The following is a 20872-nucleotide window of genomic DNA, read 5'->3' as shown; positions in this document are numbered from 1 at the left end:
TTGTCGGGTTTCTGCCTGTGGATGCGAGTTGGTGCCTTCGCGAGCAGGGTCGCTCCCACAGGAGTACGCATTCCAATGTGGGAGCGAGCCTGCTCGCGAAGGGGCCGGGTCAGGCGCCGCAGCCTTAAGGCTTGGGCATGGTGGCGACCATGGACGGTCGCTGGCTCACCTCGAAATACCAGTTGGCCAGTTGCGGATTGGCGCTGCGCCAGTCCAGATCCGGATGACGCAGATCGATGTAGCCCAGTGCGCAAGCGACGCTGATGGCGGCCACGTCGAAGTGGCTGGTCAGCTCGGCGATGGCGTCACTTTCCAGATAGGCCAGGGCGCGGCGGATTTTCTCGCGCTGGGCGTCGAGCCATTCGTCCCAGTGCTTTTCCGGGGCACGCAACACCAGTTCGTAACGCACCATCACCGAGGCATCCATGATCCCGTCGGCCAGCGAGGCCAGGGTCAGGCGCCGCCAACGGACCGCGCCTTCGCGGGGGATCAGCGGATTGCCGACGTGTTGCTGGTCGAGGTATTCGAGGATCACGCGGCTGTCATGGATCACGTTACCGTCCGCCAGACGCAGCGCCGGGATCTTGCCCAGCGGGTTGTCGGCGTTGAGCGCGGTGTCCGGGCTGACCGGCGTGAGGACGCAGTCTTGCAGGGCGACGCGATCCTGCTGACCGGTCTCGTGCAACAGCACCATCACTTTGCGCACGAACGGGGAAAGCGTGTTGTGGAACAGGGTCATGCTGGGGGCGGACATTGGCAAACCTCGGTGGTCATCGAAGAGCAGGAGATTAGCCTAGTCAGATACAGAGCGGCTGGCGAGGGATTTGGTGGTGTTCATCAGGCCGCCTTCGCGAGCAAGCCCGCTCCCACATTGGATCTGTTTCGTTCACAAATCCCCTGTGGGAGCGGGCTTGCTCGCGAAGAGGCCTTGTCAGGCGACACGGAAATCACCCGCGTCGCAGCAATCCCTTGATCGCCAGAAATGCCGGAACACCCAACCCGACCCAGCTCAACGCATCCCAGATCCCGTCCCCCAACAGCGCCGAAAACAATCCCGCCGCACTCAGCAGCGCAATCACCAGCGGGGTGCTGAAGACCTTCCAGAAATTGCTCTGACGCGGCTTCATGCAACAGCCTCCGCTGGCAGTGGTTTCGCCGCTTTACGCCGTACCACCCACAGGTACACGCCGCTGCCGAGGACAATGATGGTCAGCACGTCGAGGGTCGCCCAGAGGATCTTCATCGGCATGCCGCCGTAGTCGCCGAAGTGCAGCGGCTGCGACATGCCCATGGCGTCCATGTACCACGGGCGCTCGGCCACAGCGGTGACTTGCAGGGTGCTGGCGTCGATCAGCACCGGCGTCAGCAGGTGCGAGGTCAGATGCGTGCCGCCCTTCATGAACACTGCGTAGTGATGCTCACTGGAAAACCGCGTGCCAGGGAAGGCGATGAAGTCCGGGTTCATCCCCGGCGCCACGTCGCGGGCGATGTCGAGCAGGCGGGTGGCCGGGGCCAGGCGGGTCAGCGGCGGGACATCGCGATAGGGCGCGACCATGGCGGTCAGCGTGTCATTGCGCCACGCGGCGATGAGCAGGTCGGCGCAGGCGCTGATCACTCCAGTGACGCCGACCACCAAGGCCCAGGTCAGGGTAACGACGCCAATCAGGTTGTGCAGGTCGAGCCAGCGCAGGCGGGTGGACTTGTCCTGACGCACGGTGCCGAACTGCAAGCGGCGCATGAACGGCAGGTACAGCACCGTACCCGAGATGATCGCGACCACGAACAGCAGCCCCATGAACGCCAGCAGCAACTTGCCCGGCAGCCCGGCAAACATGTCGACGTGCAGGCGCAGGATGAACAACATCAGGCCACCGTTGGCCGATGGGGTTTCCAGCGCTTCACCGGTGCGCGCATCGAGCATGAAGGTGTGCGACGAGTTCGGTTCGGTGCCGGCGGTTTTCGCCATGATCGTCAGCACGGCGTTCGGTTCGTCGTCTTCGAAACCGAAGTACTGCACCACTTCACCTGGGCGATGTTTTTCTGCGGCCTCGACCAGTTGCGCCAGGTTCAGGCGCGGCGTGTCGGCGGGCATTTCGCGCACTTGCGGGGCATCGCCGAGCAGGTGCTCGATTTCGTGATGAAAGATCAGCGGCAGACCGGTCAATGCCAACAGCAGCAGAAACACGGTGCAGATCAGGCTGGTCCAGGTGTGGATGAACGACCAGCGGCGAATTGTTTTACTTTTCATTTCATGACCTTCAAAAACACCGAAGCCGTCCACGGGGGACGGCCTGGTGACAGAACCTGGTTCAGCTCACGCGCTTACCACTTGTAAGTGGCGCTGGCGATGACGCTGCGCTGGTCACCGTAGTAGCAGTAGTAGCCGTCGCAGGTGGAGATGTAGTCCTTGTCGAACAGGTTGGTGGCGTTAATTGCCAGCGACGCACCTTTGAGGCTGTTGTCCAGGCGACCGAGGTCGTAATGCACCGAGGCGTCGAACACGGTGTAGGCGTCCGCCTTGCCCAGCCAGGTGTTGGCCTTGTCGCCGTAAGTGTTGCCGGTGTAACGCACGCCACCGCCGATGCCGAAACCGTCGAGTACGCCGCTGTGCCAGGTGTAGTCGGTCCACAGCGAAGCTTGCTGGTTAGGCATCAGTTGCAGGCGATTGCCCTTGTCCACGCCTTTCTGCACTTCGGACTTGGCCAGGGTGTAGGCGGCGATGACTTTCAGGTTATCGGTGACGTCGGAAACCGCTTCCAGCTCCAGGCCTTTGACCTTCACTTCACCGGTCTGGCTGGTGATGGTCACGTTGTTGACGATGCTGTTGACCGCGACGTTCTTCTGGGTCAGGTCATACACCGCAGCGCTCAGCAGAGTCTTGCTGCCCGGCGGCTGGTACTTGATGCCCAGTTCCCATTGCTTGCCTTCGGTCGGCTTGAGCGAACCGGTGGAGGTGGCATCGGCGCCGCTGGTTGGCTGGAAGGATTCGGCGTACGACAGGTACGGCACGAAGCCCGAGTCGAACACGTAGCTGAGCGCCGCGTTGCCACTGAACGCCTTGTCGCGCTGGGTGTTGGTGGCGTCGCCCTTGTTGATGAATTGCGTGCCGGTGTGCACCCAGTCTTCACGCCCGCCGAGGGTCAGGCGCCACTGGTCGAGGGCCATCTGGTCCTGTACGTACAGGCCGGTCTGGTAGGTCTTCTGGTCATAGTCATAGAACGCCGAAGAACGTGCTGGACGGGTGATCGGCTGACCGTAGACCGGGTTGTTGACGTTAATGTCCGGCGCGGTGCCGAAGATCGACGTGTAGTTGGTGTTGCTGCGCTGGTGATCCAGACCGAGCAACAGCGTATGGCGGATGTCGCCAGTGGCGAAGTCGGCCTGGAAGTTGTTGTCCACGGCGAACTGGCTGATGTCTTCATCAACGTTGGTGGTGCCGCGACCGACATTGCCCTGAGCATCCACGGTGAAGCCGGCGAACGATGGGTTGTAACTGTTGACGGTCACGGTCTGGAACGACAGATCCGACTTGGTGTAGCGCAGGTTCTGCTTGAACTGCCACACATCGTTGAGGCGATGCTCGAAGGCATAACCGAGCGCGTAGTAGGTGCGGTCGTAGAAGTCGTAGTCCGGATCACCGAGGTTCTTGTGATGGGAAATCTTGCCGAACGGCATGTCGATCTTGGTGCCCTGAATCGGGTAGAACTGGCTGGTGACACCGGTATCGTCGCGGGTGAACTGGGTCAGCAGGGTGAATTTGGTGTCGTCATCGATGTTCCAGGTCAGGCTCGGCGCGATGTTGTAGCGCTTGTTCTCGATGTGATCGATCTGCGTGTCGCTGTCGCGCACTACACCGCTGATGCCGTAGAGAAACTGCCCGGCGTCGTCGATCTTGCCGGTGCTGGCGAAGTTGATCTGACGATGGTTGTCGCTGCCGTACTGCAACTGGATTTCGCTGCTGGCTTCCGCGCTCGGGCGCCGGCTGACCATGTCCAGCAGACCGCCCGGCGGCGTCTGGCCGTAGACGGAAGAGGCCGGGCCGCGCAGCAGCGCGAGGCGGTCGAGGTTCCAGGTTTCAGGTTTTGGGTTGGCGTATACACCCTTGGGCAGCGGCAGGCCGTCGAGGAACTGAGTCGGCTCGAAACCGCGCACCCGCAGCCAGTCGATACGGGTGTCGCTGCCGTAGCTGCTGGCGGTGATGCCCGGCATGTAGCGCACGGCGTCATCGAGGCTGTGCACGCTGCGGTCGTCCATTTGCTGACGGGTGGCGACCGAGATCGAGCGCGGTGCTTCGACCAGCGCAGTGTCGGTCTTGGTGCCGGCGGCGGTGCGGGTGGCGGTGTAGCCTTCGACCGGGCCCCAGGCGGTTTCCAGATTTTCCACGCCGATCACTGCGGTTTCCGGCAGCGCCAATGTCCCTTCCGGCACGGCAACCAGGGTGTAGGTGCCGGCGCTGCTTTGTTCCAGTTGCAGACCGGTGCCTTGCAGCGCCGCGCGCAGAGCACCGGCGGCGTCGTACTGACCGTTGACCGGAGCTGAGGTCTTGCCGGCGGCCAGCGACGGATTCAGCGACAGCGCGAGGCCGCCCTGGCTGGCGATCTGGTTCAGCGTGGTCGACAGCGGCGCCGCTGGCAGGTTGTAGGCACGCACGCTGGAGGCCTGTTCAGCAGCGAGCAACGGGCTGCTGAGCAGCGGCGCGCTGAGGGCAATGGCGATGGCCAACAGACTGGGGCGCAACAAGGTGTCTAGCGAACGGGACATGCGAAGGCTCCTGAATGGAAATATTTCTCAATTGCCTGTGTGCCGGACGAGAATTGAAAAGTGATAGGGCTGGATGAAAATAATTTCGATTAACTTGGAAAGGGGCGGCCGCTTCGGGATTTTCGAGTGTGGCGGATGGCCCTATCGCGAGCAGGCTCACTCCTACAGGGGGAACGCATTCCTACTGTAGGAGTGAGCCTGCTCGCGATAGCTATTTCCCTGACAACGAATTTTTTAAGGCTTGGTATCAGCCTTCGCCACCGTGACCCAATACGGTGTATGCCGCTCGATCTGCACCGGCAGGGTCGGCAGCAGCGCACTCAAGGCCTTGTCGGTGTCGTGCAGCGGGAAACTGCCGGTGATGCGCAGGTCAGCGACTTCCGGCGCGACGCCCAGATGCCCTCGGCGATAACGACCCAGTTCATGCACCAGGTCTTCCAGTCGCGCGTCGTCCACCACCAGCATGCCGCGGGTCCAGGCATCGGCGCCGGGCGTGAGCGCGGCGACCGTGTCGAGGCCGTCATTGCGGATCAGCACTTGCTGGCCTTCGCGCAGGATCTGCTCTTCAGGATGACTTTGCGGATGCGCCGCCACCGCCGATTGCAGGACGCTGAGACGCGTGCCTTGGTCTTCACGCTTGACCAGAAACCTTGTGCCCAACGCGCGCATGCTGCCTTCGCGGGTCTCGACGATGAACGGCCGCGCATCGCCGTGACCGGTCTCGACCATGATCTCGCCTGCCTGCAACACGATCAGCCGCTGCCTGGCATCGAAACGCACATCCACCGCGCTGTGGGTGTTGAGGTTGAGCACGGTGCCATCGGCCAGGCGCACCGTACGCTGCTCGCCGGTGGCGGTGCGTTGATCGGCGAGCCAGTAATCCAGCGGCAAGTAGCGATCACCGGCAAACAACGCCAGACCGACGAGCGCCACCACGCTGGCCAATCCGCTGCCGAGCTTGCGCACACGGCGTCGAATGCCTTCGCGCGATTGCAGCAAGGCCGCGCGGGCCGGGCCGTTGGCGACGCTGAAGCGCTGATCGAGCATGCCCAGCTGGCGCCAGGCGCGGGCGTGTTCTTCATGGGCCGCGTGCCACTTGGCGAACTCTTCGCGCTCCAGCGGACTGCCGGAATCCAGCGACAACTGCCAGGCAATCGCCGCGTCCAGCACCTGAGCCGAGACCGGTTTGGAACTGGCCGGGTTCATGTCGGCTCACCGTACAGGGCGATGTAGCACTGGCGAATGCCTTGCGCGAGGTACTGCCGCACACGCGGCACCGAGACGCCAAGCTTCTCGGCGATTTCGGCGTGGCCGAGGCCGTCGAGGCGGTTATACAGGAAAGCGGCGCGGGCCTTGGTCGACAGTTTGCCGAGCAGGCGGTCGATGGCCTTGAGGTCTTCGAGGATCAGTTGCTGTTCTTCCACCGAAGGTTGTTCGCCTTCGGGGATCAGCATCAATTCAGTGAGGTATGCCTGTTCCAGCGCGGCGCGGCGGAAGTAGTCGAACAGCAGGCCCTTGGCGATCGCCACCAGAAACGCCCGCGGTTCGCGCGGCGTCAGCAATTCATCGCGACCGAGCAGCCGTACGAAGGTGTCCTGGCTCAGGTCTTCGGCCCGCTGCGGGCACGCCACGTTGCGCCGCAACCAGCTCAGCAGCCAACCGCGATGGTCGCGATACAACGCACCGACGAGTTCACTGTGAGGGCTTGGGACTGACGACACCAGACGCACCGATTGGGAAGTGTTAACCAACGAGAATTGTTCGCGATTCTCGCAGAGGTGGGAATGGTTAGCAATTGGCCACTGGTCGGGTGGTATCAGTAAGACCGCATCATCGTTCTTCGCGAGCAAGCCCGCTCCCACAGGGGGAATGCATGCCAGTGTGGGAGCGGGCTTGCTCGCGAAGAGGCCAGTACCGGCACCGAAGATCTAGAAGGAAGGCGCCTGCTGACGGCGTTTCCACTGACTCAAGCGCTGTTGCAGGTTCAACGGACTATGAATCTGCTGCTGCCGCGCCCGGCTGAACAGGATCAACGCCAGTTCCGCCGTGGCCAGCGCATCGGCACTCGCGTTGTGCCGCTCGAACACCTCAAGCTTGAACCAGTCGATCCATTCATCCAGGCCGGCCTCGCGAATGTTCGCCTGTGGGCACAACAATGGCGCCATGTGCGCGACATCCAGAAACACATTCTGCAGCCTGTAACCCAGGTGTTCCTTCAATGCGCGTCCGAGCATGTGTTGATCGAAGGGCGCATGAAACGCCAGCACCGGGCTGTCGCCGATGAACTCCATGAACTCCAGCAACGCCTCGGCCGGGTCGCTGCCGGCGGCAATCGCGTTCGGCCCCAGGCCATGGATCAACACGCTCGGGCTGAGCTTCAGCTCCCGACATTGCAGGGTGCGCTCGAACTGCTGGCTGAAGTCGATCGCGCCGTCTTCGATCACCACCGCGCCGATCGACAGCACCCGATCCTTGTTCAGGTTCAGCCCGGTGGTTTCCAGATCGAGCACCACCCAGCGCTGTTCACGCAGGCTGCATTCTTTCAGTTCGCTGATCGCCGGCAGTTTTGCCAGACGTTGTTGCAGGTCTGCCGACAGCAGAGGGCTGGCCGGCCGCAGCCACGAGAACAGGCTCATAGCTGATACCGCAAGGCCAGGCTGCTTTGCAGGCGCTGGGCCTGGCGCAGGGATTCACGCAGGATGCGCCGATCCAGATGATTGAGGCTGTCGGGATCGACCCGGTTCGACCAGGGCAGATTCTCACGGGTCTGGATCTGGTGTTGCTGCATGCGCGTCTGCTGGATGAAGTGGTAAGCCTCTTCATATGCCGCGCCATCGAGCCGTTCGATGACTTCTTTTTCGACCAGCTGACGCAAGCGCTCCAGAGTGTTGTTGGTTTCGATGCCATGCGCCAGCGCCAACAGGCGTGCGCCGTCGACGAAGGGCGTCAGGCCCTGGACTTTGAGATCAAGGGTGGCTTTCTCGCCGTTCTTGCGTGCCAGCACAAATTCGCGGAAACGCCCCACGGGCGGACGATTGCGCAGCGCGTTCTCGGCCAGCATGCGCTGGAACAAACGGTTGTCGCCGACCTGATCGAGAATCCCTCGGCGTAGTTGCGCGCAGCCTTTTTCGTCGCCCCAGACCACCCGCAGGTCGAAATAGATACTCGAACCGAGCAGGTTCTCCGGCGTCGCCTCGCGGATAAATGCTGCAAAGCGCCGCGCCCATTCTGCTCGGGACAGGCACAGCTCAGGGTTGCCGGCCATGATGTTGCCCTTGCACAGGCTGAAGCCGCACTGCGCCAGGCTCTGGTTGATCTGCTGGGCGATCGGCAGCAGCTTGCCGCGAATCTCCGCCGCGTGCGCCGCGTCCCGCGCTTCGAACAGAATGCCGTTGTCCTGATCGGTGTGCAGCGTCTGTTCGCGCCGGCCCTCGCTGCCGAAACACAGCCAACTGAACGGTACGCCGGGGTCGCCTTTTTCGGCGAGGGTCAGCTCGATCACCCGGCACACGGTGTGGTCGTTGAGCAGGGTGATGATGTGGGTGATCTGCGTCGAAGACGCACCGTGGGCAAGCATGCGTTCGACCAGTTGGCCGATCTCGCCGCGCAGGCTCACCAGTTGTTCGAGGCGCTGGGCACTGCGGATGGTTCGGGCCAGGTGCACCAGGTCGACCCGTTGCAGCGAGAACAGATCACGCTCGGAGACCACGCCGCAAAGACGCTGATCCTTGACCAGACAAACGTGGGCGATGTGCCGTTCGGTCATGGCAATCGCCGCGTCGAAAGCGCTGTGATCCGGCGACAGAAAAAACGGCGAACAGGTCATGTGGCGCTCGATGGTTTCGCTGAAATCACCGCTGCCATTGGCGACCACTTCGCGCAGGTCACGCAGGGTGAAAATCCCCAGCGGCGCCTTGTGTTCATCCACCGCGACGATGCTGCCGACCTGTTGCTCGTGCATCAGCTTCACCGCTTCGCGCAACGGCGTGTCGGGGCTGCAAGTCACCGGATGGCGCATCGCCAATTCGCCGAGGCGGGTGTTCAGCGAGTACTGGGTGCCGAGGGTTTCCACGGCTTTCTGCTGGACTTGCTGGTTGACCTGATCGAGCAGGCTGCTGACCCCGCGCAAAGCGAAATCGCGGAAGCTGTTGGACAGGGCGAACAGCTTGATGAACGCCGGTTTGTTCAGCTGCAGGCAGAAGGTGTCTTCGCTGGCCAGATGTTCGGTGCGGGTCGCCCGTTCGCCAATCAGCGCGGCCAGCGGGAAGCATTCGCCGGTGGTGATCTCGAAGGTGGTTTCGGTGCCGGGCCGGGTGATGTGCTGGCGTTCGCCGACCACTCGGCCCTGTTTGACGATGTAGAAATATTCGACCGGCCCGTCGGCGGGCTTGATGATGCTTTCGCCCTGGCCATAGAAGCGCAGCTGACATTGTTCCACCAGAAAAGCCAGGTGGGCGTGTTCCATCTGATTGAAGGGCGGGAAGCGCTGGAGGAATTGCAGAGTGCCCTGAATGTTCTGCAACACCGCGGTTTTCCCTGCCTGGGTGAAGGCGTCCGCTTTACTCATAACCATTACCGCAGTCTTTTTCGAATTGTTGTTGTCGGATCGTTGCAGCCATGGTCGGCCCCTGCGCGCGGGGTGCCCATTGGACGTAAGTCTAGGTTTGGGCTGCCGCTCGGCACATTTAGGAAGTGCCCTACAAAAACAGTCGGAAATTCCTCCGCCAGCCACTTGGAAAAAAATCCGACGAAGTGCACATTGAAGCTCTGCTTAGCGATGTCTGACGACTGTGCCAGGTGACTGAATTGAAAACGTAGAGAATGCCATGTCCGACCACGATATTTTGAGCGACGCCGAGCGTGAAGCGCTCAGCGCTGTAATGCTCGAACCCGACTTGCCGCCGCAACGTGTACTGATCGTCGATGACGACAAGGACGCCCGGGAGCTGTTGTCGGAGATTCTCGCGTTGGACGGTATTCGTTGCATGACTGCGGCCAGCGGTGAAGCCGCACTGAAGATGCTCGCGGAAAAACCCTCGATTGGCCTGGTGATCACGGATCTGCGCATGGGCAACGTCGATGGCCTGGACTTGATCCGCCAGGTACGCGAATCGGTGCGGGCGGCGTTGCCGATCATCATTGTTTCCGGCGATGCCGATGTGAAGGACGCCATCGCGGCGATGCATTTGAGCGTGGTGGATTTTCTGCTCAAGCCGATTGATACGGTGAAGCTGCTGGGCCTGGTCAAACACGAATTGGGCATAGAACCCTAAGAGCCCTCACCCTAACCCTCTCCTAAGGGGAGAAGGGACTGACCGAGTTGAATATTCGAGGTACACCGACTTGAAATTCCTCAGTCGAACTCCGGTTTTGAAATGCAAAAAGATCGACTCCCTTTCCCCCTCTACCCCTTGGGGGAGAGGGCTGGGGTGAGGGGGACCGGTCTAAAGTCCTCCACAAATCACCTCCCAAACCGCACAAACAAAAAAGCCCTGATCTCTCGATCAGGGCTTTTTCACATCAGCGCAAACTTACAGGCCGTTGGCCTTCTTGAACTCGCGACGACGACGGTGCAGAACCGGCTCGGTGTAGCCGTTCGGCTGTTTGGTGCCTTCGATCACCAGTTCGACCGCCGCCTGGAAGGCGATGTTGCTGTCGAAGTTCGGTGCCAGCGGACGGTACAGCGGGTCGTTGGCGTTCTGCCGGTCAACCACTGGCGCCATGCGCTTGAGGCTTTCCATCACTTGCGCTTCGGTGACGATACCGTGGCGCAGCCAGTTGGCGATGTGCTGGCTGGAGATGCGCAGCGTCGCACGGTCTTCCATCAGGCCGACGTCATTGATGTCCGGCACTTTCGAACAACCCACGCCCTGGTCGATCCAGCGCACCACGTAACCGAGAATGCCCTGGGCGTTATTGTCCAGTTCGTTCTTGATCTGCTCCGGGGTCCAGCTCGGGTTGACTGCCAGCGGGATGGTCAGGATGTCGTCTACCGAAGCACGGGCACGCTGGGCCAGTTCGGCCTGACGGGCGAACACGTCTACCTTGTGGTAGTGCAGCGCGTGCAGCGCAGCAGCGGTCGGCGACGGTACCCAGGCGGTGTTGGCGCCGGCCAGCGGGTGCGCGATTTTCTGTTCGAGCATCGCTGCCATCAGGTCGGGCATCGCCCACATGCCTTTACCGATTTGCGCACGACCTTGCAGGCCGGTGCTCAGACCGATATCGACGTTCCAGTTTTCGTAGGCGCCGATCCACTTTTCGGCCTTCATGTCGGCCTTGCGCACCATCGGGCCGGCTTCCATGGAGGTGTGGATTTCGTCGCCGGTACGGTCGAGGAAACCGGTGTTGATGAACACCACGCGCTCGCTGGCAGCCTTGATGCAGGCCTTGAGGTTGACCGTCGTGCGGCGCTCCTCGTCCATGATCCCGACTTTCAGGGTGTTGCGCTTGAGGCCCAGCACATCTTCGATGCGACCGAACAACTCGTTGGTGAACGCCGCTTCTTCCGGGCCGTGCATCTTCGGTTTGACGATGTAGACCGAGCCGGTGCGAGTGTTCTTGCGCGAGGTGTTGCCGTTGAGGTTGTGCATCGCCGCCAGACAGGTCACCAAACCGTCGAGTATGCCTTCCGGCACTTCGTTGCCGTCCTTGTCCAGGATCGCGTCGATGGTCATCAGGTGACCGACGTTACGCACGAACAGCAGCGAGCGACCGTGCAGGGTCAGTTCACTGCCATCGACCTTGGTGTAGGTGCGATCCGGATTCATGGTGCGGGTGAAGGTCTGGCCGCCCTTGGCGACTTCTTCGGACAGGTCGCCCTTCATCAGGCCGAGCCAGTTGCGGTAGATCACCACTTTGTCGTCGGCATCGACGGCAGCCACGGAGTCTTCGCAGTCCATGATGGTGGTCAGTGCCGCTTCCATCAGGATGTCTTTGACGCCGGCGGCATCGGTCTGGCCGACCGGGGTGCTGGCGTCGATCTGGATTTCGAAATGCAGGCCGTGGTTCTTCAGCAGTATCGCGATCGGCGCTTCTGCCGAACCCTGGAAGCCGATCAGTTGAGCATCGTCACGCAGGCCGGTGTTGCTGCCGCCCTTGAGGGTGACCAGCAGTTTGCCGTCAACGATCTTGTAACCGGTGGAATCGACGTGGGAGCCGGCAGCCAATGGCGCCGCTTCGTCGAGGAACGCACGGGCGAAGGCGATGACTTTGTCGCCACGCACCTTGTTGTAGCCTTTGCCTTTTTCCGCGCCACCGTCTTCGCTGATCGCGTCGGTGCCGTAGAGGGCGTCGTACAGCGAACCCCAGCGGGCGTTCGAGGCATTGAGGGCGAAGCGGGCGTTCATCACCGGAACCACGAGTTGCGGGCCGGCGGTACGGGCGATTTCATCATCGACATTTTGCGTCGTTGCCTGGAAATCAGCCGCTTCTGGCAGCAGATAACCGATTTCTTGCAGGAAGGCTTTGTAAGCCACGGCGTCGTGCGCCTGGCCGGCATGTTCCTGGTGCCAGGCATCAAGGCGAGCCTGGAAGTCATCGCGTTTGGCGAGTAGGGCTTTGTTCTTCGGCGCCAGGTCATGAATGACCTTGTCGGCACCTTCCCAGAATTTTTCGGCGGTGAGGCCGGTACCGGGAATGGCTTCGTTGTTCACGAAGTCGAACAGGACTTTGGCGACCTGCAGGCCACCGACTTGAACGTGTTCAGTCATTGCTTGCCTCACTCTGCTCAGCTATTTCGCTTTTCAGCTCTTCAATTTTGACAATGAAGCCTCTGGCCATTTAAACCACAAACCTTCCGACCAGTACATGCCATTGCTGGCGGCTGGGCTGGGACCAATCAACGGCTTGGGGGCCTTGCTGACGGGGCTTTCAGGGTTGCGAACGTGCCTTGGGCAGACATCGATCCAGCGTTATGTAGTGCGCGCCGAGGCATACTACATGATGCGTTGCGCTTGTGAAAATCAGACTAATAACGTCGTTCTGCGACCTCATGACGCATTGCGGTCACGTCGCGGAACGGGATGTTCTCAAAAAACCATCGGATTGTTCCAGCTAAATATAAAAAGTTGTACACATAAATACTGTGTGGCTTCCATTCAGCTTCGATGAGCCCGCGTTTGTGGCGAGGGAGCTTGCTCCCGCTCGGGTGCGAAGCATCCGCGAAAGATATTACTGACTGAAGAGGGCGTCCTGCGGCCGCCAGCGGGAGCAAGCTCCCTCGCCACAAGTGTTGTTCACTTGAGCATGGCGGCTGAATGTCGGTGCTTGCCTATACTTGCCTTTCTATAACAAAAGTCATGACAAGAGGGCGGCGCCATGGACCATCTCGTACTCACTGTGTTTGCTCCGGACAAGCCGGGGCAGGTCGAGCGCATCGCCCAATGCATCGCCGAGCACGGCGGCAACTGGCTGGAAAGCCGCATGTCACGGATGGCCGGGCAGTTCGCCGGGATTCTGCGGGTGGGCGTACCGGCGGAGGCTTACGACGAATTAGTCGATTCCTTACAAGCACTGTCGGCCCAAGGCATTCGCGTACTGATTGCCGAAAGCAGTATCGAGCAGTCCTGCACCTGGAAACCGATCGCCATGGAGTTGGTCGGCAATGACCGACCGGGCATCGTGCGCGACATCACCCGGTTGCTCAGCGAGCAGGGGGTGAACCTCGAACGGCTGGTGACCGAAGTGCGCCCGGCACCGATGAGCAGCGAGCCGTTGTTTCACGCCGAAGCGATTCTGGCGGTGCCGCTGACCCTGTCGCTGGATGTGCTGCAATCGCGCCTGGAAACTCTGGCCGATGATCTGATGGTCGAACTGGTGTTACGCACAGACGTTTAACCGGCGCCGGGTTATCCAGTTTTAACGTGCACCTGCCTGTGGATAACCTGTAGAGACCGGGCGCAGCGCCACGTCGGCCGTGGCCTGTAGCGAGCTGATCAAAAAATCGCCAACATTCAGTGACTTGCGCACAAACGGCGGGGATCACGCTGTGGATAACCTTGGGAAGGAACGTTGCAGGCCACGAGAACCGTGGCCTGCGAAGCTTTGTGCGTTTTTTGATCAGCTGCGCCGGCGCAAACTGATCACTGCATCGACGCTGTAAACGGCCAGACCGGCCCAGATGAAGATGAACGCGATCAGCGTGCTCGACGACAGGTGTTCACCAAACAGCAACACAGCCTGCAACAGGACCAGGGTTGGCGCGGTGTACTGGAGGAAACCGATGGTGGTGTAGGGCAGATGACGGGTGGCAGCGTTGAAACACACCAGCGGGATGAGCGTCACAGGACCCGCCGCCACCAGCCACCAGGCTTGGGAGGTGGTCCAGAACTCGGGTTGTGCGCTGGTGGCGGTCTGGTTGAACAGCAGCCAGGCCACGGCGATCGGCACCAGCATCCAGGTTTCCACCACCAGCCCCGGCAAGGCCTTGACCGGCGCCTGTTTGCGGATCAAGCCGTAAAAACCGAAGGTCAGCGCCAGCACCAGCGACACCCACGGCAGACTGCCGACCTGCCACACCTGCTGTGCCACGCCAACGGCGGCCAGCCCCACCGCAATCCACTGCATGCGCCGCAGGCGTTCGCCGAGAATCAGCATCCCCAACAGCACGTTCACCAGCGGGTTGATGTAGTAACCGAGGCTCGCTTCGAGCATGCGCCCGTTGTTCACCGACCACACGTAGGTCAGCCAGTTGGCCGCGATCAGGGTGCCGCTCAGGGCCAGAATCGCCAGGCGCTTGGGGTTGTCGAGCAACTCGCGCAACCAGCCCGGATGCTTCCACACCATCAGCAACAGTGCGCCGAACAGTGCCGACCACAACACGCGGTGAATGATGATCTCGACAGCGGGGACTTCGGCGATGGCTTTGAAGTAGATCGGGAACAGGCCCCAGATGATGTAGGCACTCAGGCCCAGAATGTACCCGCGACGCGGGTTGGCGGCTTGCATGCAGAATCCTTGCTTAGGCAGCTGACAAAGCAGGGATTGTAAGGAGATTTGGTGGCGAATGAGTTTTGAATTTGTGAACACTGGCCAAATGTGGGAGGGGGCTTGCTCGCGAATGAGGTGTATCAGTAGCAGAATAATTGCCTGACGCACCGCTTTCGGGAGCAAGCCCCCTCCCACAATGGTTTGTGGTGAATCAGAAAAGTTTCAGTGGTTCTTCGTTCAGTGCCGACAGCTGCTCACGCAACGCCAGCACCTGATCGCCCCAATACCGTTCGGTACCAAACCAAGGAAAGCTGTGCGGGAACGCCGGGTCGTCCCAGCGTCGTGCCAGCCAGGCGCTGTAGTGCATCAGGCGCAGGGCGCGCAGCGGTTCGATCAGCGCCAGTTCGCGGGGATCGAAGTCATGGAATTCGTTGTAGCCGTCCATCAGCTCCGACAGTTGGCCGAGGCATTCCTGACGGTCGCCGGCGAGCATCATCCAGATGTCCTGCACGGCCGGGCCCATGCGGCAGTCGTCGAGGTCGACAATGTGGAACATTTCATCGCGGCACATCATGTTGCCGGGGTGACAGTCTCCATGCATGCGGATGTTCTGGTGCGGCGTGGCGGCGTAGACGTCTTCGACCCGCTTGAGCAGGTCGCGGGCCACTGACTCGTAGGCCGGCAGCAGGCTCTTGGGGATGAAATTGCCTTCAAGCAACGTCGCCAGCGAGGCGTGGCCGAAGTTCTGTACGCCCAGTGCTTCACGGTGTTCGAACGGCTTGGTCGCGCCGACCGCATGAATCCGCCCGAGCAACTGGCCGAGACGATACAACTGATCGAGATTGCCCGGCTCCGGCGCACGGCCGCCGCGACGCGGAAACAGGGTGAAACGGAAACCGGCGTGTTCGTGCAGGGTCTGGCCGTTGTGGATCAGCGGCGCCACCACCGGGATTTCGACGTCGGCCAGTTCGAAGGTGAACTGGTGTTCTTCGAGAATGGCTTCGTTGGTCCAGCGTTGCGGACGGTAGAACTTGGCGATCAGCGGTTCGGAGTCTTCGATGCCGACCTGATAGACGCGGTTCTCGTAGCTGTTGAGCGCCAGAATGCGCGCATCACTGAGAAACCCGATGCTTTCGACGGCATCGAGTACGAGATCGGGTGTGAGGGTTTCAAACGGGTGGGCCATGCTGACTCCTGCGCGCAGCAGGCTGCCGCGTCCGGCCCAGCATGGTAGCGCAGATGGCAGCGGGAGAGTTGGTTGGTGTCTGTGCTGACGCCATCGCGAGCAGGCTCACTCCTACAGTTGGAACGCATTTCCTTGTAGGAGTGAGCCTGCTCGCGAAAGCGATTTATCAGGCGCCGACTATTCCGCCATCCTCACGGGTAATCGCCATCACCGATGAACGCGGCTTGCCATTCGGCAGATGCTCGGGGAAGGTCGAACCGCCGTTCTCGCCAGGATGCTGAATCCCGACAAACAGGGTTTTCTGATCCGGCGAGAAGCTGATCCCGGTGACTTCACAACCAATCGGCCCGACCATGAACCGGCGAATCTCGCCGGTCTTCGGGTCGGCACAGAGCATCTGGTTGTTGCCCATCCCGGCAAAGTCCCCGGCGTTGCTCGAATCGCCATCGGTGAGAATCCACAAACGCCCGGCCTTGTCGAAGCCCAGTCCATCCGGGCTGTTGAACATGTTCTGCGGGGTGATGTTCGACGAACCACCCTTCGGCGTGCCGGCGTGCACGCCCGGGTTGCCGGCAACCACGAACAGGTCCCAGGCGAAGGTTTTCGAAGCGTGATCATCGCGGTCGGTGCGCCAGCGGAGGATCTGCCCGTAGACGTTCTTCTCGCGCGGGTTCGGCCCACCCACCGGCTGCCCGTCTTCGCCGCGCTTGGCGTTGTTGGTCAGGGTGCAATAAACCTGGCCGTCCTTCGGACTGACGACGATCCACTCCGGGCGGTCCATGCGCGTGGCGCCGACCACACTGGCGGCGAGGCGGGCGTGGATCAGCACTTCGGCCTGATCGGCGAAACCGCTGCTGGCGTCGATGCCGTTCTTGCCGTGGGTCAGTTCGATCCACTGGCCCTGGCCTTTCGGGTGATCGGGGTTGCCGTCACCGGCGTCGAACTTGGCCACATACAGCGTGCCGTGGTCGAGGATGTCGCGGTTGGCTTTCGCATTGCGATGGTTGATGCGGTCGCGACTGACAAACTTGTAGATGAACTCGCCACGCTCGTCGTCGCCCATGTACACCACGGCGCGACCGTCATCGGTCTCGGCCAGTGCGGCGTTTTCGTGCTTGAAGCGGCCGAGGGCGGTGCGCTTGACCGGGGTCGATTGCGGATCGAACGGATCGATCTCGACCACCCAGCCGTGACGGTTGAGTTCGTTGGGATTTTTGGCCATGTCGAAGCGCGGGTCGAACGGGTGCCAGTTGATCTCGCGGCTGGCGGCAGAGACACCGTAGCGCTTTTGCGCCGGATCGAACTGCTGCTGGGCGTTGCTGCTGCCAAAGCAATCGGTGAAGTTTTCTTCGCAGGTCAGATAGGTGCCCCACGGTGTCTTGCCGTTGGCGCAGTTCTGGAAGGTGCCGAGGACTCTCTTGCCGTGCTTGTCGGCGGCCGTCTTCATCAGCTCGTGACCAGCCGCCGGGCCGCTGATGCGCAGCGGCGAGTTGCCGTGAATCCGGCGGTTGTAACGCGAGCCCTGGACGAACTGCCACTGGCCGTTCCTGCGCTGCACTTCAATCACTGACACACCTTCGCAGGCCAGCGCCTTGCGCACGTCTTCGGCCGATTGCGGCATGCCGCCGTGCGGGTAGAGGTAGCGATAATTGGTGTATTCGTTGTTGATCGCCATCAACGCACGGTTTCGGTCGTCGGGGAATTCGAACAGGCTCATGCCGTCGTTGTTGTCGCCGAACTGCACTTCCTGGGCGGCGGCGGTGCCATTGCCGCTCGGGTCGAACGCCGGGCCGTTCTTGTGCAGCGGCTGACCCCAACTGATCAGCACCGAGGACTTGTAGCCCTTGGGCAGGCTGATGACATCGGTGGTCGCGGCGGGAATGCTCTCGAAACCGAGCAGGCGGCTGTTGCCGGCGCTGATGCCGGTGGCCAGCGCGCTGCGGCTGAGCAGGTTGCCGCCGAGGAACATGGCGGCACCGCACAGCGCCCCGGCGCTGATGAAGCCGCGACGGCTGAGGCCGACCATCTTTTCCAGATCAGTCGATTGGTTTTCTTCTAATAGGCTCACATCAGGCTCCCTGCTTGGTTTTGGCAGCCACCTTAATGAGCGTCGATTACGCTTTCGTTGCAGCGCCTGATTACAGCGGCGTGCCGATCAGCACATTGGACGGCGAGAACTGCACCTGCACCGGTTGCTCGACACTCAGCCCGCGGGTACGAAGCTGCAGCGGCTCCGCCAGAGCGCAGAGCGTCTGGCCGTTGGGCAGGGCGATGCGAACTTCGCTGGGGCCGTCTTCGGCATCGAGAATGGCTTCGATAGTGCCGCTCAGAAGATTGTGTCCAGATGTTGCAACTTGCTCCGGGGGCAGTAGTTCAAGCCAGCCAGCCTTGATCAAGGCCACCACTTCGGTGCCCGGTTGCAGTTCCAGGTGCACGGTGCTGTCGTGGGTGATCTGCGCGTTGATCCACAGGCCTTCGGCCAGTTCGAGGCGAATTAGGTCGTTGCGGCCCTGACCCTCGATAGCCACGACTTTGCCGTGCAACTGGTTGCGCGCGCTGGTTCTGAGCATCAATCGCCCAAGCAGATCCAGATCGCTGGCGTCCTCAGCGGCCTCCAGCACCTGCGCCTGTAAAGCTTGCAGCTTTTGGTACAGACGCAACACCCGTTCGCCTTCGCTGGACAATCTGGCACCGCCGCCGCCCTTGCCGCCGACCGCACGTTCCACCAGCGGTTTCTGCGCCAGGTTGTTCAGCTCATCGATCGCATCCCATGCCGCTTTGTAACTCAAACCGGCGCTTTTCGCGGCGCGGGTGATCGAGCCCTGTTCGGCAATGTGTTGCAGCAGGGCGATGCGCTGCGGACGGCGAACGATGTGCTGGGAGAGCAGGGTGGGCAGGGACATTGGTGGGTGCTTTTTCACAGTGGCGGTGGAGAGTGAAGTTGGCGGCTTGCGACGCATCAGTCAAGCCAAACACAGTGCCCTTGTAGGAGTGAGCCTGCTCGCGATGGCGGTGGAACAGTCAGCATCAATGTTGGCCGTGATTGCGTTATCGCGAGCAGGCTCACTCCTACAAAGTTCAGCTTCCGGGCTTTGGCGTGCGGGCCAGACAATAGACGTCGACTCTTGCAGCGCCCGCATCCCTCAACAATCGCGCCAGTGCCTGGGCCGTGGCGCCGGTGGTCAGCACATCATCAATCAACGCGAAGTGCCGACCTTTCACCTCGGCGTCAGGGGCCACAGCGAAGGCGTGACGCAAATTGCGCTTGCGCGCCTTGGCGTCGAGATCCTGTTGGGCGCTGGTGTCGTGGACCCGCCGTAGAGCATGTTCCTCAAAAGGCAGATCCAGCTGTTGGCTCAACCATCGCCCGAGCATTGCCGCTTGATTGAACCCACGTTGACGCAGGCGTTTCCCCGCCAGTGGCACCGGCAACAACGCATCAGGCCTTGGCAATCCTTCATCGAAGCGATGTTGCAGGTATTGTCCGGCAACATCGGCGAGCAAGTGACCAAACGGCCATTTCGCGTTGTGTTTAAAACGCGTAATCAAACTGTCCACCGGGAAGTCATAGCGCCACGGCACGACCACCTGTTCGAACGCCGGCGGCTCTAGCAGGCACCCGCCGCAAGTCGGTCCAGCGCCGGGCAGCGGTAGGGCGCAGGTCTGGCAATGGTCGCCGAGCCAGGGCAGATCGGTTTCACAGGCGACGCAGATTGGCACTTCTGCTTCTGCGGGTTCATCGCACAACAAACAGCTTTGTACGTTTTTTAAACAGATGTAAACCTGTGCTTCGTATCGTGGTTGACAGCGCATGACTCTTCCTTAAATATGCCGAACATCCGTGTCGCGCCTGTGGGTATTCCGTTCCCGCAGCCGCCAGCCAAGCATAACCAAGGAACTGCCCATGAGCGCCAGCACCTCTGCCACCCTGCGTCACGACTGGTCTTTAGCCGAAGTCAAAGCGCTCTTCGTACAGCCATTCAACGACTTGCTGTTCCAGGCGCAGACGGTGCACCGCGCACATTTCAACGCCAATCGCGTGCAGGTTTCCACGCTGCTGTCGATCAAGACCGGTGCCTGCCCGGAAGACTGCAAGTACTGCCCACAGTCCGGTCACTACAACACCGGCCTGGAAAAAGAAAAGCTGATGGAAGTGCAGAAAGTCCTCGAAGAGGCTGCCCGCGCCAAAGCCATCGGCTCGACCCGTTTCTGCATGGGCGCGGCGTGGAAGCACCCGTCGGCCAAAGACATGCCGTATGTGCTGAAGATGGTTGAAGGCGTGAAAGCCATGGGTCTGGAAACCTGCATGACTCTCGGTCGTCTCGATCAGGAACAGACCGAGGCGCTGGCCAAGGCTGGTCTCGATTACTACAACCACAACCTCGACACCTCGCCGGAGTTCTACGGCAGCATCATCACCACCCGTACTTACAGCGAGCGCCTGCAAACCCTGGCTTATGTGCGTGAGTCGGGGATGAAGATCTGCTCCGGCGGCATTCTCGGCATGGGCGAGTCGCTGGACGACCGCGCCAACCTGCTGATCCAGTTGGCCAACCTGCCGGAGCATCCGGAGTCGGTGCCGATCAACATGCTGGTGAAGGTCGCCGGCACGCCGCTGGAAAACGCCGATGACGTCGATCCGTTCGACTTCATCCGCATGCTCGCTGTCGCGCGCATCCTCATGCCGCAGTCCCATGTGCGTCTGTCCGCCGGCCGCGAAGCGATGAACGAGCAGATGCAGGCGTTGGCGTTCTTCGCCGGTGCCAACTCGATTTTCTACGGCGACAAACTGCTGACCACCGCCAACCCGCAGGCCGACAAGGACATGCAACTGTTCGCGCGCCTGGGCATTCAGCCTGAAGCGCGCGAAGAGCATGCCGATGAAGTGCATCAGGCCGCGATCGAGCAGGCGCTGGTGGAGCAGAAGAGCAGCGAGCAGTTCTATAACGCGGCGGTCTAAACCTGCGCGGATTTCTCTGAAGGAATGCAAAACCCCTG

The 20872-nt window shown here is 61.2% G+C and carries 17 protein-coding genes; 3 read left to right on the top strand and 14 right to left on the bottom strand.

Annotation, left to right across the window (positions count from 1 at the left end; all coding sequences use genetic code 11):
- Positions 1-124: 124 nt before the first annotated feature.
- The 8 genes from CRO59_RS17235 to CRO59_RS17200 form a co-directional block, all read right to left on the bottom strand.
- The gene (locus tag CRO59_RS17235) at positions 125-754 is read right to left on the bottom strand and encodes a glutathione S-transferase (RefSeq protein WP_097089082.1); all 630 of its coding nucleotides are present in this window, start codon (positions 752-754) and stop codon (positions 125-127) included.
- 193 nt (positions 755-947) lie between these two features.
- Positions 948-1127, bottom strand: a complete 180-nt coding sequence (locus CRO59_RS17230; protein ID WP_027610674.1) for a hypothetical protein — start codon at positions 1125-1127, stop codon at positions 948-950.
- Complete coding sequence (locus tag CRO59_RS17225) at positions 1124-2248, bottom strand: PepSY domain-containing protein (RefSeq protein WP_097089171.1); 1125 nt, start codon at positions 2246-2248, stop codon at positions 1124-1126. The genes CRO59_RS17230 and CRO59_RS17225 overlap by 4 nt, the downstream gene beginning before the upstream one ends.
- A 74-nt stretch (positions 2249-2322) precedes the next feature.
- On the bottom strand, positions 2323-4761 hold the full coding sequence (locus CRO59_RS17220; protein WP_097089084.1) for a TonB-dependent siderophore receptor: 2439 nt from the start codon (positions 4759-4761) through the stop codon (positions 2323-2325).
- 234 nt (positions 4762-4995) lie between these two features.
- On the bottom strand, positions 4996-5967 hold the full coding sequence (locus tag CRO59_RS17215) for a FecR domain-containing protein (RefSeq protein ID WP_097089086.1): 972 nt from the start codon (positions 5965-5967) through the stop codon (positions 4996-4998).
- Positions 5964-6482, bottom strand: a complete 519-nt coding sequence (locus CRO59_RS17210) for an RNA polymerase sigma factor (RefSeq protein WP_083369393.1) — start codon at positions 6480-6482, stop codon at positions 5964-5966. Before CRO59_RS17210 ends, CRO59_RS17215 begins: the two co-directional genes overlap by 4 nt.
- Before the next feature lie 207 nt (positions 6483-6689).
- Complete coding sequence (locus tag CRO59_RS17205) at positions 6690-7397, bottom strand: PolC-type DNA polymerase III (protein WP_097089088.1); 708 nt, start codon at positions 7395-7397, stop codon at positions 6690-6692.
- Positions 7394-9328, bottom strand: coding sequence for a putative nucleotidyltransferase substrate binding domain-containing protein (locus tag CRO59_RS17200; protein WP_305883207.1), 1935 nt, complete (start codon positions 9326-9328; stop codon positions 7394-7396). The genes CRO59_RS17205 and CRO59_RS17200 overlap by 4 nt, the downstream gene beginning before the upstream one ends.
- A 259-nt stretch (positions 9329-9587) precedes the next feature.
- Here CRO59_RS17200 and CRO59_RS17195 point away from each other — a divergent pair, with 259 nt between their 5' ends.
- Complete coding sequence (locus CRO59_RS17195) at positions 9588-10034, top strand: response regulator (protein WP_027610681.1); 447 nt, start codon at positions 9588-9590, stop codon at positions 10032-10034.
- Between the two features lie 258 nt (positions 10035-10292).
- Here CRO59_RS17195 and CRO59_RS17190 read toward each other — a convergent pair whose 3' ends face one another.
- A complete protein-coding gene (locus CRO59_RS17190) occupies positions 10293-12470 on the bottom strand; it encodes a malate synthase G (protein WP_097089091.1) in 2178 nt (725 codons plus the stop codon).
- A 607-nt stretch (positions 12471-13077) separates the two neighbouring features.
- On the opposite strand from CRO59_RS17190, the gene CRO59_RS17185 reads away from it, so the two are divergent.
- Positions 13078-13596, top strand: a complete 519-nt coding sequence (locus CRO59_RS17185) for a glycine cleavage system protein R (protein ID WP_027610683.1) — start codon at positions 13078-13080, stop codon at positions 13594-13596.
- Positions 13597-13818: 222 nt separating this feature from the next.
- On the opposite strand, the gene rarD is transcribed toward CRO59_RS17185, so the two are convergent.
- The 5 genes from rarD to CRO59_RS17160 form a co-directional block, all read right to left on the bottom strand.
- The gene (gene rarD / locus CRO59_RS17180) at positions 13819-14706 is read right to left on the bottom strand and encodes an EamA family transporter RarD (RefSeq protein ID WP_095137447.1); all 888 of its coding nucleotides are present in this window, start codon (positions 14704-14706) and stop codon (positions 13819-13821) included.
- Between the two features lie 193 nt (positions 14707-14899).
- Positions 14900-15874: a serine/threonine protein kinase gene (locus tag CRO59_RS17175; RefSeq protein ID WP_027610685.1), complete on the bottom strand. Its 975-nt coding sequence runs from the start codon at positions 15872-15874 to the stop codon at positions 14900-14902.
- 166 nt (positions 15875-16040) lie between these two features.
- Positions 16041-17942, bottom strand: coding sequence for a PhoX family phosphatase (locus CRO59_RS17170; RefSeq protein WP_097089093.1), 1902 nt, complete (start codon positions 17940-17942; stop codon positions 16041-16043).
- 70 nt (positions 17943-18012) lie between these two features.
- Positions 18013-18777: a TOBE domain-containing protein gene (locus CRO59_RS17165; protein ID WP_097089095.1), complete on the bottom strand. Its 765-nt coding sequence runs from the start codon at positions 18775-18777 to the stop codon at positions 18013-18015.
- 175 nt (positions 18778-18952) lie between these two features.
- Positions 18953-19687 carry a ComF family protein gene (locus tag CRO59_RS17160; protein WP_097089097.1) on the bottom strand — a complete coding sequence of 245 codons (735 nt, stop codon included), beginning with the start codon at positions 19685-19687 and terminating at the stop codon, positions 18953-18955.
- 91 nt (positions 19688-19778) lie between these two features.
- Here CRO59_RS17160 and bioB point away from each other — a divergent pair, with 91 nt between their 5' ends.
- On the top strand, positions 19779-20834 hold the full coding sequence (gene bioB / locus CRO59_RS17155) for a biotin synthase BioB (RefSeq protein ID WP_027610689.1): 1056 nt from the start codon (positions 19779-19781) through the stop codon (positions 20832-20834).
- Positions 20835-20872: the final 38 nt, after the last annotated feature.

This window comes from Pseudomonas sp. LAMO17WK12:I5, assembly GCF_900215165.1.
GTDB lineage: Bacteria > Pseudomonadota > Gammaproteobacteria > Pseudomonadales > Pseudomonadaceae > Aquipseudomonas > Aquipseudomonas putida_A.
The sequence above is the reverse complement of the archived record's forward strand: the minus strand, read 5'-3'. Positions and strand labels throughout refer to the sequence as shown.

Bases quoted from the DNA above. Each gene is read 5' to 3' on its own strand.
- CRO59_RS17235 (WP_097089082.1), bottom strand. From the start codon at position 754: ATGTCCGCCCCCAGCATGACCCTGTTCCACAACACGCTTTCCCCGTTC.
- CRO59_RS17230 (WP_027610674.1), bottom strand. From the start codon at position 1,127: ATGAAGCCGCGTCAGAGCAATTTCTGGAAGGTCTTCAGCACCCCGCTG.
- CRO59_RS17225 (WP_097089171.1), bottom strand. From the start codon at position 2,248: ATGAAAAGTAAAACAATTCGCCGCTGGTCGTTCATCCACACCTGGACC.
- CRO59_RS17220 (WP_097089084.1), bottom strand. From the start codon at position 4,761: ATGTCCCGTTCGCTAGACACCTTGTTGCGCCCCAGTCTGTTGGCCATC.
- CRO59_RS17215 (WP_097089086.1), bottom strand. From the start codon at position 5,967: ATGAACCCGGCCAGTTCCAAACCGGTCTCGGCTCAGGTGCTGGACGCG.
- CRO59_RS17205 (WP_097089088.1), bottom strand. From the start codon at position 7,397: ATGAGCCTGTTCTCGTGGCTGCGGCCGGCCAGCCCTCTGCTGTCGGCA.
- CRO59_RS17200 (WP_305883207.1), bottom strand. From the start codon at position 9,328: ATGAGTAAAGCGGACGCCTTCACCCAGGCAGGGAAAACCGCGGTGTTG.
- CRO59_RS17195 (WP_027610681.1), top strand. From the start codon at position 9,588: ATGTCCGACCACGATATTTTGAGCGACGCCGAGCGTGAAGCGCTCAGC.
- CRO59_RS17190 (WP_097089091.1), bottom strand. From the start codon at position 12,470: ATGACTGAACACGTTCAAGTCGGTGGCCTGCAGGTCGCCAAAGTCCTG.
- CRO59_RS17185 (WP_027610683.1), top strand. From the start codon at position 13,078: ATGGACCATCTCGTACTCACTGTGTTTGCTCCGGACAAGCCGGGGCAG.
- rarD (WP_095137447.1), bottom strand. From the start codon at position 14,706: ATGCAAGCCGCCAACCCGCGTCGCGGGTACATTCTGGGCCTGAGTGCC.
- CRO59_RS17175 (WP_027610685.1), bottom strand. From the start codon at position 15,874: ATGGCCCACCCGTTTGAAACCCTCACACCCGATCTCGTACTCGATGCC.
- CRO59_RS17165 (WP_097089095.1), bottom strand. From the start codon at position 18,777: ATGTCCCTGCCCACCCTGCTCTCCCAGCACATCGTTCGCCGTCCGCAG.
- CRO59_RS17160 (WP_097089097.1), bottom strand. From the start codon at position 19,687: ATGCGCTGTCAACCACGATACGAAGCACAGGTTTACATCTGTTTAAAA.
- bioB (WP_027610689.1), top strand. From the start codon at position 19,779: ATGAGCGCCAGCACCTCTGCCACCCTGCGTCACGACTGGTCTTTAGCC.